13 protein-coding genes are annotated in these 18,930 nt (G+C 36.6%); 3 read left to right on the top strand and 10 right to left on the bottom strand.

From position 1 onward, the window contains the following. Positions 1 to 58 precede the first annotated feature (58 nt). The 9 genes from NE848_RS15830 to NE848_RS15790 all read right to left on the bottom strand — a co-directional run bounded on the left by NE848_RS15830 (position 59) and on the right by NE848_RS15790 (position 14,924). The gene (locus NE848_RS15830) at positions 59 to 826 is read right to left on the bottom strand and encodes a PNGase F N-terminal domain-containing protein (protein ID WP_252115497.1); all 768 of its coding nucleotides are present in this window, start codon (positions 824 to 826) and stop codon (positions 59 to 61) included. Between the two features lie 127 nt (positions 827 to 953). Continuing rightward, a complete protein-coding gene (locus tag NE848_RS15825; protein ID WP_252115495.1) occupies positions 954 to 1,871 on the bottom strand; it encodes an ROK family protein in 918 nt (305 codons plus the stop codon). A 75-nt stretch (positions 1,872 to 1,946) separates the two neighbouring features. Further along, positions 1,947 to 4,271 (bottom strand): beta-N-acetylhexosaminidase, encoded by a 2,325-nt coding sequence (locus tag NE848_RS15820; protein ID WP_252115493.1) that lies wholly within the window; start codon positions 4,269 to 4,271, stop codon positions 1,947 to 1,949. 3 nt (positions 4,272 to 4,274) lie between these two features. Continuing rightward, a complete protein-coding gene (locus NE848_RS15815; RefSeq protein WP_252115491.1) occupies positions 4,275 to 7,415 on the bottom strand; it encodes a glycoside hydrolase family 2 TIM barrel-domain containing protein in 3,141 nt (1,046 codons plus the stop codon). Between the two features lie 156 nt (positions 7,416 to 7,571). Then, a complete protein-coding gene (locus NE848_RS15810) occupies positions 7,572 to 8,693 on the bottom strand; it encodes a family 10 glycosylhydrolase (RefSeq protein ID WP_252115489.1) in 1,122 nt (373 codons plus the stop codon). 37 nt (positions 8,694 to 8,730) lie between these two features. Next, positions 8,731 to 9,813, bottom strand: coding sequence for a carbohydrate-binding family 9-like protein (locus tag NE848_RS15805; protein ID WP_252115487.1), 1,083 nt, complete (start codon positions 9,811 to 9,813; stop codon positions 8,731 to 8,733). 1 nt (position 9,814) lies between these two features. Continuing rightward, positions 9,815 to 10,783 (bottom strand): glycoside hydrolase family 130 protein, encoded by a 969-nt coding sequence (locus NE848_RS15800; protein WP_252115485.1) that lies wholly within the window; start codon positions 10,781 to 10,783, stop codon positions 9,815 to 9,817. Beyond that, positions 10,746 to 12,674, bottom strand: a complete 1,929-nt coding sequence (locus NE848_RS15795; protein WP_252115483.1) for a sodium:solute symporter family protein — start codon at positions 12,672 to 12,674, stop codon at positions 10,746 to 10,748. The genes NE848_RS15800 and NE848_RS15795 overlap by 38 nt, the downstream gene beginning before the upstream one ends. Positions 12,675 to 12,680: 6 nt before the next feature. After that, positions 12,681 to 14,924 carry a GH92 family glycosyl hydrolase gene (locus tag NE848_RS15790; protein ID WP_252115481.1) on the bottom strand — a complete coding sequence of 748 codons (2,244 nt, stop codon included), beginning with the start codon at positions 14,922 to 14,924 and terminating at the stop codon, positions 12,681 to 12,683. A 417-nt stretch (positions 14,925 to 15,341) separates the two neighbouring features. On the opposite strand from NE848_RS15790, the gene NE848_RS15785 reads away from it, so the two are divergent. From NE848_RS15785 to NE848_RS15775, 3 genes are all read left to right on the top strand, one after another. After that, on the top strand, positions 15,342 to 16,130 hold the full coding sequence (locus NE848_RS15785; RefSeq protein ID WP_341482792.1) for a sensor histidine kinase: 789 nt from the start codon (positions 15,342 to 15,344) through the stop codon (positions 16,128 to 16,130). Beyond that, complete coding sequence (locus tag NE848_RS15780) at positions 16,127 to 16,819, top strand: LytR/AlgR family response regulator transcription factor (RefSeq protein ID WP_252115477.1); 693 nt, start codon at positions 16,127 to 16,129, stop codon at positions 16,817 to 16,819. The genes NE848_RS15785 and NE848_RS15780 overlap by 4 nt, the downstream gene beginning before the upstream one ends. An 81-nt stretch (positions 16,820 to 16,900) precedes the next feature. Next, positions 16,901 to 17,956 carry a LacI family DNA-binding transcriptional regulator gene (locus tag NE848_RS15775; protein WP_252115475.1) on the top strand — a complete coding sequence of 352 codons (1,056 nt, stop codon included), beginning with the start codon at positions 16,901 to 16,903 and terminating at the stop codon, positions 17,954 to 17,956. Here the strand turns inward: NE848_RS15775 and NE848_RS15770 are convergent. After that, positions 17,953 to 18,807, bottom strand: a complete 855-nt coding sequence (locus tag NE848_RS15770; RefSeq protein ID WP_252115473.1) for an N-acetylglucosamine kinase — start codon at positions 18,805 to 18,807, stop codon at positions 17,953 to 17,955. The two genes, NE848_RS15775 and NE848_RS15770, sit on opposite strands and share 4 nt — an antisense overlap. Positions 18,808 to 18,930: the final 123 nt, after the last annotated feature.

Genomic DNA, 18,930 nt, shown 5'->3' with positions numbered 1-18,930 from the left:
AATGCCATCAAACTATACAATGAAATAAGATTACATTTATCTTTAGACTATCAAACACCTAATGCGGTACACCAAAATGCAGCGTAAAAATCAAGTTTAACCTGTAGCCGTATTCCAGGACGAGACAATACAACCGGACATTCTTTGCATCTTCAGGGAGTTGAAAATCTAATTTTAATGGCTCGTAAGCGAAAAGATCAGGATGTTTTTGTCCGGCATAGTAAATCGTATTTACCAGTGGCAAAACCTTAGGCTGAGCCAAAGGTCTTCCTGAATAAACCAGTTCCAGATCTATCTCATAACCTTCTTTTGTCCATGTATCCAACCAGACACCAATCACAATCTCTCCATTTAACTCGGAAGATAAATGAGAAATATCCTGCTCCCATTCTACTTCATTTTCCCAAGAAGGAACTGAGATCGGCCTACCATACACAAGTTCCGGATGCTTCTCTTCATCACTATAAAAACCAACTCCGAAAGGCGTCATAAACCTCAGTAATTCTAGAGCCGGAATATAATCTTCGGTCAGCTTAATTCCGGGGTAACCTTTCTGATTACTTAATTCAGGGTAATTTTTTTTCCCCATAGCCACATCCAACAAATCAATTGATTCTGGCTGGGTTAATACAAAAACAGAACCCGATTTATCCCATCTATCCCCGGCAGATTTCAACGACATCTTAAGTTTCACGTCGGTCCCTTCTATATAGCTAGGAGCTTTAATCTTTTTATAAATTATACGCCCATCTTGAACATATCCACCACTTTCTATTTCCTTCTGTAGTCCGGTAAAATTAATTGGTACGTTCTCGAATACATTCAAAATTTTTTCATTTTGACACTTTACTATTTGTATAAACAGAATAGAAAAAATTACTGTTAAAGGAAGACATTTGGACACTGACATTCTTTGTAGATTTTTATTCTCGGATAAGGTTTTTAAAATTCTATTATAATTCCGGCAGTTTATCTTTTACCTCGCTCCAGAATGATTCATTGAATAAAAAAGATGCTCCAATTATTATGGATTTCTCGGTATTCTTAATCACTATAACTGGGATGTTGAAATCCTTTACTTTCCAGTTGTTAATTACTTGATCCAGAAAGTATTCATCAGCCTTCGCTATATTGCCTCCAATAATTAATAAATCGGTATTAAATTTTTCTAAGTATGGATACAAAAACATACTTAAATTATCTGCAAACTCCTCAAAAACTCTTTTACAAACCCGATTATCTTGTAGTGCAATTTCTTTCACACCCGCCATTTTTTCACCAGTGTGAAATTCAAATCTTTTTAGGAACCATCGAGTGGAGAAATAGTCATCCGCAATACCATCACGAAACTCTTTATCCCACAAACACCCCTCTTTGGGAACATTATCCTGATCTGTAACTGGTATTTGATGACTCAAAAATGTAGCCCCGAACCCTGTTCCCAATGTGATTGCCACTATGTTCTCTTGACTATTGTTATTGATGACTGTACTCCCAACTCCGAAAGATGAAGCATCATTTAAAAAACGAATTGGAAGATCCTTTTTATTTAAAAATTCCTTTAGTTCTGACTGAACACAGGTACCATACAAAGCTTCATACTTGTCATTCTTCTCAAACATAGCCACACCCGTTTTATATTGAAACGGTCCAGGCATGGCTATTCCTATACCTTTTACTTCTTGATTTAATTTAACGGATAAAGTCTTATTGATAATTTCACTCCATTGCCGATATATTTCTTCTTTGGATTCTTTATTATTAACGTAACCAGAAAAATAGGTGTTCTCCACTATCTGATTTGACGTTTGGTCGATCACTGCGCTACTTATATGACTCCCGCCGATATCAACCCCAATTACAAATGCCATACTATTTCTATTAAAAAAATTGCCCCGTACTCTACTTGAAAGTTTAACGGATTATAAATCTTCTAAATCCTTCTATCAATCAATAATAATCTCATCAAGAAATGTCCAGGCACCACTATCTTTTAACTGATTAAATCGGTGCACCACAACTTTAATATACTGTACCTGAACGGGGTTAAAATCAAGCTTAAAATCCTTTAGTTCTACGGACCCGCGGTTTTGAAATTCATGAACAATCTCCCCTAGCTTTTGAAATTCGTTTTCCCGAGAACCCACGAAGAATTCAATTTTTGAAGGGAAATAAATTCCTGATCCCTGATCTGTCATACTCCCCAGTGATATATTTGAAATCTCTTTAATTTCTTCTAAATTCAGGATGATTTCTACATCCTTATTCAGCCATCCCAACCATTGACCATCATGAAAATTTTTAGAGCCACGCAATATATTAATGAGCGTTTTATTTCCAATTCCCGTATACCTCTTATCATATCCAGGTTCGTAAGAGATCTTTGCACCTAAGCCTTTATGAAACCGAAAATTCTTTATTAGGGTATCTCCCATTACTTTACCATCTTCAATCACTACCGCTTTCAGAATAGTGTTCTTATCAATAAGGAAAGGATTCTTATAGAACTGAGAATTTTCATCAGGGTTACTACCATCCAGACTATAAAAAATTTTGGAATCTGGCAGTTCATTTTCAAGACTGATTGTTATAGAATTATCGCTATCTGTTGTAGCACTTGCCGTCACGTCATACATAGTTGTGCTATAATTGATACCCAGGTTGTCCAGTCTCCTGTTCATATCTTTTAAACGGTTTACAAAACCACTCCAGTCCTTTTTCTCTTCTGGTGTCCACAGAATTTCGGAAAGTGCTACCAATCGGGGAAATAACATGTATTCAGAATGTGATTCGGTAGGTATATATTCACTCCAGAGATTAGCCTGAGCTCCCAAAACATGATTTTTCTGTGCTGTGGTCATACTGTCTACCACGGGATCAAAATGATATACCATTTCCAGAGTATTATACCCTCCCTGTGCTATTGGTTCTTTATCAGGATCGCCTTGATAATGATTAAAATAAAGAGGTGTGCCTGGCGACATAATTACATCATGACCTTGTGAAGAGGCTTCCCATCCTCCTTTAATTCCTCGCCAGCTCATTACTGTTGCTCCAGGTGCAAGACCTCCCTCGAGGATTTCATCCCAACCTATAAGCACCCTGTCATGGGAACTTAAAAAGTTTTCCATTCTTCTAATGAAATAACTTTGCAGCTCTTCAACATTTTCAAGTCCTTCCTCTTCCATCCTCTTCCTACAATCAGAACATTTCTCCCATTCAGTCTTAGTTGCTTCATCCCCTCCCACATGAATGTATTTTGAAGGAAAAAGATCCATTACTTCTAAGAGAACATTTTCAAGGAATTGAAAAGTATTTTCTTTGCCAGCACAGTAAATATCCGTAATTGGCCACACCCCTCCCGATGGCACCGCTATTTCCTGGCCATGACATGATAATTCCGGGTAAGCGGCAATCGCGCTCATTACATGGGCCGGCATTTCAATCTCAGGTACTACAGTAATTGCATTCTCTTCGGCGTAGGCTACAATTTCCTTAATCTCCTCCTGGGTATAAAATCCGCCGTAAGTAGCTTCATCTCCCGGCTGGTTATTTGCCCTGGCATTCCAGTGCTTATTCTCCTGATCTACCCTCCAGCTACCAATTTCAGTAAGCTTGGGATATTCCTTTATCTCAATTCTCCAACCCTGGTCATCCACAAGGTGAAGATGAAGAGTATTCAACTTGAGCATTGCCATTCGGTCTATGGTCTTGAAAATATATTCTTTTTCAAAAAAATGTCTTGATACATCAAGCATTAACCCCCTCCATTCATATCTGGGGTAATCTGATATATATATAGCCGGAACCTTCCAGTTTTGAACTTTATTTCCTGAACTATTTTGAACATCTAAATCTAACAATTGCCTCAAAGTCTCCAGGGCATATAGCCTTCCCGCAAAAGAATTTGATTCAATCTCAATACTCTTCTTATTCACCTTCAGATTATAGGCTTCTTCCTCAAGTTCATTATGGTCTTTAAAACGGATGAAATTATCTTCGGGAGCGTTGGAAAGGGTTTTCAGAGAAAAACCACTGGCAGTAGTCAACCGCTCATTCAGCAGGTTTGCCAATTTTTTTTCTGCATCATTGGAAACCACAATGACGGTCTCTTCATTTATATCAAAAGAACCATCTTTGAAGTCCATAGTTGCCGGTAATGGAATAATTGACGGGACTTCAGTTGTGCTTTCTTCTCCAGAGTTAGTAGTACATGCTGAAAAAAGAATAAAGCTTAAAAATGAAAAATATAAAACTTTTATTAATCTCATTGTTTATTTAATTAGTTGCGGTATAATTTTAAAAATATGATGATATTCCTTTTTCGTTAACCTGTACTTTTCCAGGGGTAGACGTCCCCAACTATTAATACTTCCTAATCCCATTTGAGCTCTACCGATAAATACATTGGTAAGATCTCTTTCTTTGAGAGTAGCGGCATGCCTTTGATCCCTCCTTTCGCCATCATCAAGATCCTCCATCAAATAATGAAGGGCGGTAAAATTGAAAAGTTCGTCTGCTTTAATTGTAAGCTTCAAACGGTCTGATATAAGCTCCAGCCATCTAATATCACTTTTATTACCGGTCTCCTGAGGACGTATATAAGGGTAATATTGATCATCTACACTCTGATTATAAATATTGATAAAAGCGCTATTTTTTCTATCGGCATAATTCTCATGGGGCCCCCTCCCCAAGTATCGGAGATTCTTAAAGTTTTTAGGCAGGGCCATTTCCATTCCTACCCTAAAAAGCATAGGAGCCTTACTTTCTTTATCTAATTCCAGGGTTTGGCTTACGATAATCTCGCCCCCGGCACTTAAATGATATTCTATAAGGAGGTCTCCCTGAACGGAATCGAGCCTATATTTAGATGACACATGCCATTGGCCACTATTTTCCTCATATGATAAATCTATGGGCGTTAAAGAATCTGCAACCGTTTTCCATACCTTTAGTCTCTGGGGTAGCCGAGCCCCATAATCGTTATCTGTGGGAGCTCGCCAAAAATTAGGTTTCAACTGGTAGCCTTCTTTTAGAATAGAATTGCCTTTATAAATATATCTTTCTAATAGACCACTCTGCTTATCAAAACCAAATTCAGCATCCTCTGATAGAAATTTTAATTCTGAGGCAGTATTTTCAATTCTTAGTTCGCCAGAGTCTTTGAGTTTCAAAACTGCCTTTGGAGATTGTTTTAAAATTAACTGATCTTCAGCAACGACATAGCCTTCTTTGAGCAAAGGCTGTGTCTCCTTTAAGGTGTATCTAACATTTAGAAATGCTTCCTCATCTTCCGCTGGATTATAGTCAAGATTTAAATTAAAATTCTGCGTATTTTGAGGTGCAATATCAAGTTGCTCTATTTTGCCTTCTTTTTGAACTTTACCATCAATTACAAGCTCATAATTAAGCTTCACATCGCTTAGGTCCACAAAGAATCTTTCATTATAAATTTGAATTGCCAGGGACCCTGTATCAATGAGCTTTGTATGTATATCCTGTTGAATCTTTCTAATTTCAAAAGCATGCGGATTTGGCTCACGTTCGGGACTAAAAACCCCATTATTCAGAAAATTATTCGCACTGGGAACATCTGAAGGCCCAAAATCACCGCCATATGCTAATATCTTAGTACTGTCTTCCAGCGTTTTATAAATAGACTGGTCTACCATATCCCAAATAAATCCTCCCTGGAAGTTTTTATGACCTCTAATAAAATCCCAGTATTCCTGGAATCCGCCTATACTGTTACCCATTGCATGCGCATATTCACACATAATATAGGGCCTATCCATATCCGGGTTATTTTGAGCAAACTCATACATTTCTTCGGGCGATGGATACATAGGGGCAATGATGTCAGTGTTCCACTCTACATCCATCTTCCCCTTATCCTGCCATGGAAGTATTGCGCGTTCATGCTGTACAGGTCTGGTTTTGTCTCTATTTTTTATCCATCTATAAGTATCATAAAAATTTACACCATTACCGGCTTCATTACCCATACTCCAGATTATTATGGATGGATGATTTTTATCCCTTTCAACCATTCGGGTGATCCGCTCCATATGAGCTTTGCCCCAAGAAGGATCATTCGCCAGTGTTCGGGTTAAGGAATATCCCATGCCATGAGATTCTATATTCGCTTCATCGACCACATAAAGTCCGTATTTATCGGCAAGGGAATAGAGATAATTATCGTTAGGATAATGGGAGGTTCTTACCGCATTGAAATTGAATTCCTTCAAAAGCTTAACATCTTCTTCCATGCGGGCACGTGAAATGGTCTGCCCTGTCACCGGATCAGTATCATGCCGGTTTACCCCTTTCAGCAATATAGCTTTACCATTTACGAGAAGTTGGCCGTTTCTTATCTCCACTTCCCGGAAGCCCACATCCTGGAAGATCACCTCCTTAGGCGTTTTTTTTCTGTCTTTTAGTATAAAGGCAAGATTATAAAGATGGGGTGTTTCTGCCGTCCATTTTTTAGGATTTTTAACCTGAAAAACTATAGAGTCTCCATGTTTCCATTCCCGGAGGGATATGGTTTCTTTACTTACAACTGAATTTTCACCCCTTAGTTCTACTTCCAGATTACCTTTACTTTTCCCTGTAGAACCAATAATCTTTGGAAATACCTTCAGAGTGGCATTAACGTAATTGTCATCGAGATCTGTTGTGATATAAAAATCTTCTAATCGTATTTTTTCCCGGGAAATTAAATAGCTATCACGCGTAATTCCACTCATTCTCCAGAAATCCTGATCTTCAAGATAAGAACCATCACTCCATCTCATAACCCTTAATGTTATCTGATTCTTTCCTATGTGTATATAATCAGTTATGTCAAATTCCTGATAGAGTTTACCATCTTCACCATACCCGACGTATTTTCCGTTTACCCATACTTTGAGGTTCGATTTTGCAGCACCTATATGTAAAATTATATCCGTATCCTTCCAATTTTCAGGAATCTCAATCGATCTGCGATAAATAGCTGTTGGATTATATGTTTCAGGCACAAAAGGCGGATCTATATCTACAAGGTTATGAAAATCATATTGCTCATTGGTATAAATAGGATACCCATAGCCCTTCATTTCCCAATTTGAAGGTATTGTGATCTCATCCCAATTGGAAGCATCAAAACCTTCCTTAAAAAAGCCTGATGGTACTCCGGAAGGATTTTCAGAGAAATGAAAATTCCATTTTCCATTCAAATTGAGATATTTTGATGATTTCTGCCAGCGAGACGTTTGTGCTTCGGATTCATTATCAAACACCTGATACCACGCCCTCATGGGAAGTCTGTTTTCCTGATTGATCTGTTGATCCTGATAATAAGACTCTGAACCGGATTGAGCATTGACTAAGACCGGCAATAAAAGGATAAAACCGATTAAACGAAACAAATAAAAACTTTTAATCATAATTAATTCCAATATGTATAACATAATAACGAAACAAAAATAATTAAATTATATTATAAACAGTGGATATACCAGGTCTATCTAAAAACATTTTTTTAAATAACAACTAGTAAAAGATTACAAGTAACATTAAATAACTTACAGATCCTTTTTAAAGGATTTTATAACTTTTAAATGTTCATCTGTAAGAGCATTTCCGTCAAAGAATGACACACCCTTAGCACCATTTTCTAGAGCCATTTGAATAGCTCTCCCTACCTCTTGTCCATTTAATGGTGGTAAATATATTCCCGAATGTAAACCTACATTCTTGCCTTGAAGATCTTGAACGCCTTGTTTGGTTGCAAAGCCAATCCAATCAAGTTCTTCGTTATAAAAATTATGGTAAATCATTGGTAATACATCGTCTACATTCCACTTATCCCATCGTTGACGTACCATATGATCCGCCATTTCTGGATAAGGAAATACGGCTGCTGTTAAGTCTTTTCCATTCTCGTGAGCTATTTTGTATGCTTTATTAACAACATCGCGAATTTTATTAAGGCGAAATTGCTTCCACTCGATATCTATTGCCGGATTTTCCATTTCCAAGGGATTTTTATGATGTATTTCTTCAAACTCGGTCACACAAACTTCACAATAACAGTAATCAAACTCAGGCAATTCCACTTCTTGAGTTAGGTCATATTTAGGGAGTAAACCAACGGGCAAAAAGATATCGGGTAACCGAATATAATCTAGATGAACGCTAGCTATCCCTTCCACTTTCGCCAGTTTTTCTACAATTCCCAATACATGACCGGTAGATTCTTTTCGCGTTGGACACATCCATTGGTAATAATCCACATAAGGTCTATGTGTAAAAGTAGATTCTCCATTTCTATTTACTGCATACCATTCAGGATGCTCAAGAGCCACCTTATCACCGGGTCGATTCATTGTAAACATCCAAGCATGGACCTCCAGGCCTTTCTCTTTTGCGAGAGGGACCAATCTTGCCAATAGATCGGCATCAGTTTCTGTATTAATCAATACGGCATCTAATCCATGGCTTTTATATTTATCGAACTCATCCAAATACTCATTGTCTGATTTATTCGGATCTGCAGTTATCCAGGTCCAGAATTTAATATCCGATTCAATACTGGCGGAACTCACGGTTTCTTCATTTACTGCGGATTTCCCATTAGCATTTAGATTGTCAAGGCATGAACTCAAAGTAATTGCTACAGCTAAGGATAAAAGAAGTTTTTTCATTTTTTAATAGATATTTGGTGAATCATAGCACTCTAGATTAAGGAAGGGACTTGAAATCTCCATCCTGAGTAAGCACATAGGTTTTATTAGTTTCGGGTATTTTAATAGATATATTCCAACCTGTTTTATGAAATTCCAGTTCAGGTTCAGGCCAGCTTTCCTCTAATGGATTTTTTTTCAACAAATCCTCTGTAGTTAAGATCCATGTTCCGTACTCCGAATAATAGGCCTTTTGAGTGCGGTACAAATCATATAAATACCATTTTACTCTCTCCGAATCTGGTATTTGAAAAAAGTCTGTTTTACCAACTGTCTTTGGAGAAAAATAGACATATCCCCAAAGTTCTGGTTCATGCATATTAATTACTCCTTGGGGGGACCAGACCCAGTTATATTCTGGAAAATATTCGCCCTTCTCATTTTTCTTCCTAGAATAAGTGTTTTTCTGATCTAATTGATAATCCCAATTAACCCTAGAAAAATTAATTCGCCAGTACTCATTTACCGGTAATTTATTATGGACATTAGCTTCTACCAGCGCACCCCAGGGTATAGCAATTTCGACACTCCAGGAATCATCTATATCTTCAGGATCATTTAGCGTTCCTTTAATATCGACTGCTGATTTCAAACCTTTTATATCCCAATTATCCACTATTGGAGCCGGTTCACGATAAGGTTTTACAATAAAGAGATCCCATACAGTGTTTAGAGCATTCACTTCCAATTCATAATAATTATGAGTATCCCCATCCGGATCTATAAAAATTTCAAAATCATTATTGTAAAAAATGACCGTATCTCTATTTTTAAGCGTTCCCCAGACATGGGGTTCTTCCATTTCGGCATAAAAATACAGGAAGTCTTCATCCCATAACATTTTGATACGTGTATCATAAGCAGGTTTTACCACCCCTTCAATATCTGTGAAATACTCGGTCCATGGGGCTTTCTTCCAACTAATCTCACTGGCTACTCCATCAATTTCAATAGTATTCTGCGTCTTATAAGTGATATAAGACCGAGCATCTTCAAATTGCTGTGCCTTACTGTCCATCACCGGAATAATTATCGGTAATAGCCATAGATACAATTTTATATTTCGGATTTTGAAATGCATATCAAAGACTATTATTTTTAAGGAATTCTATTATTTCACTTGGTTTCCCAAAGGCTAAAGCTGTTGTTGTATCTGCCGCACCATAATATAATGCCAGCCTGTCTTCCTCTAAAGAGCACAATGCAGCGCAGGGAAAAACCACGTTCGGAACATCCCCCATCATTTCATATGGACTAGTAGGCGCCAGCAAATATGGCTGACTACGAAATTTAACCTTTTCGGGGGCTTCCCTTTCTAGTAAGGCAGCCCCTACCGAGTACCTAAATCCATTACAAGTGTTAATTACTCCATGGTAAAATAGTAACCAGCCTTCATCGGTTAAAATTGGAATAGGTCCAGCCCCTATTTTGGTAGACTGCCAAGCACTATGTTCAAAGGGAACTACCTTCATAACCAACCGGTGTTCTCCCCAGTATTTCATATCGGGGCTATAACTTATGTAGATATCACCAAATGCTGTATGTCCATTATCGCTGGGTCTGCTTAACATAGCATATTTGCCATTTATTTTCTCAGGGAATAATACGCCGTTTCTATTAAAGGGAAGGAACGCGTTTTCACATTGAAAAAATTCTTTAAAATCAAAAGTATATCCTATTCCGATTGTGGGTCCATGATATCCGTTGCACCATGTGATCCAATATCGATCTTCAATAAATACGACTCTTGGATCATATTTATAATCAGAATCGATCATTTCAGTATTTCCGGGTAAAAATTCAATGGGATCATGAGCTAAATCCCAATGGATCCCATCTTTACTAAATCCGGCAAAAATATTCATCTGAACTGCCTTATTATCACATCTAAATACCCCAGCATAACCATCTTTAAAAGGAACGACAGCACTATTAAAAATACTATTAGATTGGGGAATTGCATTCCGATTAATTATAGGATTACTGGAATATCTCCACAAAACATCATTAGAATCATGAGGCTTTTCTTGCCAGGGAATATTTTTTAACATTTGAGTTTTCGGTATTTATTTCTTTAAGATTTCTTATTCGGTCAAACCAGGTGAATTTTAATATTACAGAAGTAACTAAAAATATAGTGATTGATATGCCCATTCTTTCATAGTCCCTCACCAATAAATAGATAGGTATTAAAATCATGCTCGATTGCCAGATAATGCCAATCGCACAGTTAAACATATCAATTTCGAAGCTGGTATTTTTATAGACTGGGCTTCCTTCTTCCCTTAACCTATCCCGTACTGGTTTCCAAAAGCCCCAGGGTCTTACATTTATATAAAAAGACTTTAAGGTCTGCCACTTAGTAGAAGGAGAGAGATATGTTCCAATGAGACAGCCAGTAAATGAAAATCCAAAAATGATTGGAAACAAGTAAATTGCAGGCATATGAGCTATCTCAAATAAAAAGGTATCCGGTACAAAAAGTGCTTTATTTTTATCAATGATAAACTGAAAGCTCGCTATAATAAGACCAGACAGCATACCCCAGAAGTATCCCCAACCATTAAATCGCCACCAGATCCATTTTAGGAAGTTCGCAGCAACGTAGCCGCCATATAAGGCACTGGTTATCCATAACGTAATGGAATTGATTGATTCAGCAAAAAAACCCATCACGACTCCAAAAATCACTATAATTGCTGAGGAAAGATGGCTTACTTTAATATAATGTCTTCCACTGGCCTTCGGGTTAAAGTATTTTTTATAAAGATCATTTACAATATATGCCGGGCCTGCATTTACAAAGGCTGAAAATGTAGACATAAAGGCTGCGAGAAGTCCGGCAAGCAGTAGACCCTTTATTCCCACAGGTACATGGAGATTAATAACCTGCGGTAAAATAAGTTCTAAATCGTTCCCTGATATATTAGATTTGGCTAATTCCGGGGCAATAAATACCAATGCTAGTACTACAATTCCACCTATAAGCAGATATCTGGGAATAAATAAAATTAAATTGGTAAAACCACTCATATAAGCCGCTTCTTTCTCATTTCTGGTAGACAATATGCGTTGCATATCATAACTGGGTGTAGGACCTGCGATGCTTGCAAAAAAGCCTTTGAACAAGGTCATTCCCAGAAATGCACCAAACATTTTATATCCCTGGGTATTGATAAGATGATTAAATTCCGAATAATCTCCCTGCCAGAATCCCTGCAATTTCCATTCTATACCGATTGAATTCCACTCATCAGGGATTATAGAGGAAAGATGAGTATCAGAAACAAGTAAATAAGAATATATAGCAACCAACAATCCGCAAAGCACCATAATCAGATATTGCAGCACCTCTGTAGCCACCACAGAATACATCCCACCTTTTATAGTATAGATGGTGGTTAGGAATATTATTAAAAGTGCATAGGTATGAGCTGAAGTAAGCTCCCAATTTTCCGTTAAAACAATACTCAGATCCCAGGGAAGGATTACGGTCATAAACTTACCTACACCTTCAAAGAAATAAGCGATAAAGCCAATAGAAGCAATGACAGCAAATATAGCAACAATAAGGTGTGAAGCCCTTCCTGCCTTATCATCCCCAAACCGGGTTAGAATCCATTCAGACCCTGTCATTATGTTAGACCGCCTTATCCAGACCGCTAGAAACATCATAATGAATATTTGATTCCAGATAGGCCACATCCACATGAACATAAAGCTTTTAGCCCCATAGAGAAATAAAATTCCAACCATCCAGGCGGTCCCAGAGACATCGAACATTCCAGATCCATTACTCAAACCCAAAAAATACCATTTGATATTTTTACCCCCCAGAAAATAAGAGTCTAAATTCGTTGACGCTTTCTTTGAAATCCAAATACCTATACCTACAGTAAGGAATATATAAACGGCTATTATGGTAGTATCTAAGATATTCATGAAGTACTAATGATTCTTTTCAAGCCCCCATCGCTTATTTGGGGTGGATCCCATAACCAGTTTTAATACTCCTCCTCTTAATATATCTTCATGACGAATTACAGTGCTTTTTAATTCCTCTCCATTCAACCAGGCAGACTGAATATATATGTTTGTATCCGATACCTTCTCAGCCTCGATTATAAACTCGTTTCCTTGCGGTAGCCTTATAGTAGATTTTTTAAATAACGGACTGCCTATTTCATATTCGCCAGAAGCCGGATTAAATGGATACAAACCAATGGAGCTAAAAACATACCAGGCAGACATTTGTCCTGCGTCCTCATTACCACTTAACCCATTTGGAGTAGTATTATACTGGCTATTGAGAATTTGCCTAACCCAAAACTGGGTTCGCCAGGGTTTTCCCGCTCGGTTAAATAAATATGCAATATGATGACTGGGTTCATTTCCATGTGCATACTGTCCTATTAACCCAGAAATATCGGCGGACACATTTTCCCCAGTTATCTCCGAAGTTTCAGTGAACAAAGATTCCAAGGCCTCTGTAAACTTTTCTTGACCTCCATACTTATCAATAAAGTTTTCCGTGTCGTGTAGAACAAACCAACTGTGTTGCCACGCATTACCTTCAGTATAATCCGTTTGCTTCCTATGGCGGGAATGTTTTGGATCAAAAGGCTCATTCCAGGATTTTCCGTCTTGAGATAATCCGCGCATAAACCCGGTTTTAGTGTCCAGCAAATAATGCCAGGCATTAGATCTTTCTATAAAATATTTGTAATCCTCGGGCTTTCCCAAAGCCTTTGCCATTTGCGCTACACACCAGTCATTATATGCATATTCCAGGGTAATAGTCACTGATTCGTCCACCTTAGAAAATGGAATATACCCGTATTTCTTATAAAATTTTAATCCGCGAGCATCCCCCATCATAGTGGTTTTCATCGCTTTATAAGCTTTTTCCACATCAAAACCCCCTATGCCCTTAAAATATGCCTCGGTGATCACCGGGATAGAATGGTAACCAGTCATGGTATTGGTTTCGTTACCATGGAGTGTCCAAACAGGTAGAACTTTCCTTACCTCGTAATATGCCAGCATGGACTGAATCATATCACCTACCCTTTCAGGTTCAATCAAAGTTAATAGTGGCTGTTGTGCCCTGAATGTATCCCAGAGAGAAAAAGTACTATACACCGGTTGGGGTGCCCGGACGATGCTGTCGTTTTCAAGCCGGAATTCCCCATTTTTATCATTGAATAAGACAGGAGCTAATTGGGTATGATATAGCGCAGAGTAAAAAATAGTCTTTAAGGAATCTATCGGCGTTTCTATAACTATATCACTTAAAGCTGAATTCCAAACCTGCTGTGCGTGATTCCTGATTTTTTCAAAATCCCCTGGAGCGGTATTATCAAAGTTTTCAATTGCGTTTTCAATACTGACTGAAGACCAGGCAATTTTAACAAAGAGTTCCTGTGTATCATTATCTCCAAATATCAACTGGATTATTTCATGTCTTTTTTTGGTGTTACTGGAAACTGTATCATTGAGTAAGTCAAGAGAAATGTGGTTTCTTATTGGTCTGGAAAACTGAGCAGCAAAAAATACCTTTTGATTATTTGCCCACCCCTTACTATGTCTGAAACCAGTAATAATAGAATCATTCTTAATCTGCAGTCCTGTATTTACAGGCCGATCCCAATTAATCGAAAACCCCAGGTCAACTATTACCGATTGTAATTGGTTCTCAGGAAACTTGTATCTATGGTAGGCATTCCTTTCTGAAGCAGTTAATGAAACTTCAATATTTGAATCATCGAGTAATACCTGATAATACCCAGGACGAGATATTTCATTTTTATGGGAAAACCTCGAAGAATAGGCTTCAATAGTATCCTGAGCCATATCAATTTTTTTATTGACAGGCATAAATAAAATATCATTTAGATCACCTATTCCGGTACCAGATAAATGTAATTGACTAAATCCAGTAATCACGGAATCTGAATAATGATAACCGGAACTCCAATCCCAACCACTTGTTCCATTATCGGGACTTGGCTGTACCATTCCAAAAGGTAGCGATACGCCAGGATAAGTATGTCCATGGCCGCCTGTACCGATGAAAGGATCTACAAAATCCGTTAAAGGTACTTTCTTGAAGGAATTTTCATTTTGATCTTCCTTGCATCCAACCAGAACAAGGAATAAAAAAATTATAGCGAATCGATTTATTAGGGGCATAAAAACTTAACAAAAAATTAGGCTAATCATAAATATTCATAAATTAACTCGCGATTTAAATTTTATTAGACCAACAACATCTGAGAATAGCTTAACGCCAAAAAAGTATTCATTTTGAGAATCAAACCTTTATTCAGTAATCCCAAGTTGAAATCCTATTTGACTGTCAGTGCAAATAATAATTACGAAATATCATTACTTCATCATGTTGTTTTTTGGCTCATATATTTCCTTTTCAACACCTTTAGATGGGGAATTTATTACAACGATTACCTCCTTTCTCTTAAAGGGAACCTTCTTGGCTTTCCAATCCACATGGTCCTATGTTATTTGACCATTTATTTCCTGATACCAAAATTCATCTTTAAAAGAAAGTTCTTCTTATTCAGTATATCTCTGTTATCCCTCATTTTCTTTATGGTCTGGATAAAGTATATCGCTACTTATTTATTAATTAGTCAGAATGTTTGGCCGGAAGGTCCGGAAACCACCCGATTCACCTTAAACTGGGCTATAGTAATGATGCTGGGTGAACTATATGTTATCTCATTCGTTACGGCTATTAAAATTACCGTTGACTGGTTGAGAGAAAACAGGCGCTCTACACAATTAAAAAAAGCGCAACTGGAAAGTGAATTAAGATTTTTACGTACTCAAATTTCACCACACTTTTTATTCAATACCCTTAATAATATATACTCCCTTAGCTTGGAAAAATCTGATAAGGTTCCTGAAACAATAATTAAGCTCTCGGAGTTCATGAAGTACCTTCTATATGGAACTCACAAAGACAAGCATAGCTTAAAAAAAGAAATAGATTGTATCGAGAACTATATAGCTTTGGAAAGTATCAGGCATGGAGATAAATTGAAGCTGGAAATGGAGATCAACGGCGAATCCAAAGAAAAGAAAATACGTCCTATGATCCTTATCCCTTTTATAGAAAATGCCTTTAAACATGGAGCTAACCAATCTGTAAATTCGGTTGAAATTAAAATTTTTCTCAACATTGAAGGGGACCTATTAAAATTCAAGGTTACTAATACTATGCCTTCAGAGCAATTAAATAAACATGAAGTCGGTGGAATTGGTGTTTCGAATGTGAAAAAACGTCTCAGTCTTAGTTATAGTAAAAATGATTATCATTTAAATATAAAAAAGAAGTCTAATAAATTTATTGTTGAATTAAACCTTAAACTGACATGAGTATCAAGTGTGTTATTATCGACGACGAGCCTTTAGCCAGAAATGTCATTAAAAATTATGCGGAACAAATCCAGACCTTGGACATCATTAATTCTTTTGGCAGTGCTGTAGAAAGTTTAAGTTATTTGGAGGAGAATAGTAATATTGATCTACTTTTTCTTGATATTAATATGCCACTAATGGATGGCAGGGATTTATTAAAAAGCTACAAGTTCAATTTCCCCGTTATTATTACAACGGCACATCCAGAACATGCGGTAGAAGCCTTTGAATTAGACGTGATCGATTATTTGGTTAAGCCAATCCCATTTCCAAGATTTATTAAAGCCATAAAAAAAGTTCAGGATAGAATTACTAATAATTTATCTGCGAATGAAAAAGAATATATTTTCATTAAGATTAACAATAAAAAAATGAAAAAAATCTATTACGACGATATTCTTTTAATTGAAAGTCTGAAAGATTATATTCAAATTATCACGGATAAAGAAAAATATGTAATTCATAAGACGTTATCTGATTTTACCGAAAGTTTGCCTCCCTCCAAATTTATTAGAATTCATAGGTCACATACAATCGCTATAGATAAGGTGAATTCCATTGAAGGAAATTGTGTAGAAATCAGAGGTAAAAGATATAATATAGGAAGGAATTATATAGAAAAAACCAAAGAAACGATATTAAACTAAAGAAAAAATACCAACTAAAAGAAAGTTTAAATTTTTCGTTTTATTATCTTTGCGAATTAAATAATTGGCGGATAATTGATTATGAAGCGAAATATCACCTTAAAAGCACTTTCAAAGTCACTAAATGTCTCGGTAAGTACGGTCTCTAAAGCCCTTAATGATAGTCCTGAAATCAGTGTGGCCACACGAAAAAAAATAAAGGAAATTGCTGCATTAAACAATTATATACCGAATGCCTCTGCACAAAATCTAAAGAATAAAAAAACCAAAAAAATAGGCGTGGTCATTCCAGGTATTCTGCCTCATTTCTTTGCCGAAGCTTTAAATGGAATTGAAGAGACCGCCAACAAAATGGGATATCAAGTGATGATTTGTATATCCAAAGATTCTCTCAACAGAGAACAAGAAATTATTAAAAATTTATTAAACAATCAGGTTGATGGTTTTATTATTTCCCTAGCTCAGGAGAGCCAGGCAACCAATAATTTAAATCATATAAAAGAAATCACAAAGTGGAAAATTCCCCTGGTACTTTTTGACAGAGTATCGGAAGAAATTAATTGCGATAAAATCGTCTTGAATGAAGAGTTGCAAGCCGAATTGGCTACTTTAGATCTGATAAAAACCGGGTGCGAAAATATAATTTATTTATCTGGTATTCCGAATACAAGTGTTAGCGAACAAAGAAAAGCAGGATGTTTAACGGCGATAAGAGAACATGGGCTTCCAGAAAGAATTATAGAGTTTGAGGGTGAAAACTTCCCGGCCCATTTAATTAAAAAATTAGCAGTTGATAAAAAAATAGATGGAATTTTAGCTGCAGATGAACTTTCGGCCGTAATCACAATGAAAACACTAATTAAAGCCGGACTTAAAATCCCTGAAGACATATCTGTAATTAGTTATACGAATGGCACTATGGGATCCCATTTTATCCCATCATTATCAGTTATCGATCAACAAGCACATATGCAGGGCAAGATATCCGTGGAAACACTTCTTGATCGAATTGAAGGTCACCTATTAATGGATCCCATCCTATACAGACTTAAAAGTAAAATCATTCATAAAGAATCAACAAGAAAGACAAGTTCCATATCTCAAAGGGGACTTTTAATAAGTAAGTTTTTCAATTAACTCTTAATTAAATATTTAGATTTTATAAGGTTTTCAATTGGGCTTTTAATAAAATTTCCAGGTTCTAGACCACGCTTAAAAAGTTCTTTTTTAACTATTCCTTCCGAATAATAACCAATGGAACCTACAAAATGAATTGGAAACTTTTTCACTTCTTCCCTATAGTAAGGAAAATTTAAATCAAAAAAGCTTACAGTGTGATCCTTTACTAATCCATACATATATGGGTAATGTAAATTGTCAAATGCAAATTTCGCAAAAGCTGCCAGATATTTATTGGGATAGGAATGACTATATAACTCACCTAAAACTTTATTTAAATCAGTTTCGAAACTCTCCACAAATTTGTCCTGTAAGGTTCCAGGCATTTTATCAAAATAGAAATCTTTTAATAAGGTGCGCCCAATAGCGTTCCCACTCCCCTCATCACCAAGCAGATAACCCAGTGAAGGGCTTTTCTGAATAACTTTTGTGCCATCGAAAAAGCAACAGTTAGAACCAGTTCCCATAATACAGACGAGACCGGGAGAGGAAGTAGCTGCCAGAACCGCCGCATCAATATCTCCTTTTACTTGTATTCTAACTTGCTTTCCAAAAAATTCAGATAAACCTTCCCTAATTCTCTTACCGCCGTCGGGATTTTCGCATCCTGCGCCAAAGAAAAAAATCTCATTAATTAAAGATTTATTCAATTTCAAATCAGCAGTCTTCATTAATACATCTTTAATCTGATTTCGAGAAAGAATTAAAGGATTAAGTCCAATTGTTCGAAAACTTTTATAAACAGAGTTGTCTTCGTCCACTATGGTCCAGTCACATTTTGTTGATCCGCTATCGGCTAGAATAATCATATCTTAAATCTATTTCGTGTCTTAATTTTACTGCAATTCCATGCTTAAATAAAAAAATGAAAGAATAAATCACCTTTTTTATTATATTTGTCATACATAATACAATGTTACTTTATTTTAATA

This window comes from Gramella jeungdoensis (genome assembly GCF_023805255.1).
Lineage (GTDB): Bacteria > Bacteroidota > Bacteroidia > Flavobacteriales > Flavobacteriaceae > Christiangramia > Christiangramia jeungdoensis.
Note: the sequence above shows the minus strand (reverse complement) of the source record. Positions and strands in the feature narration are given on the sequence as shown.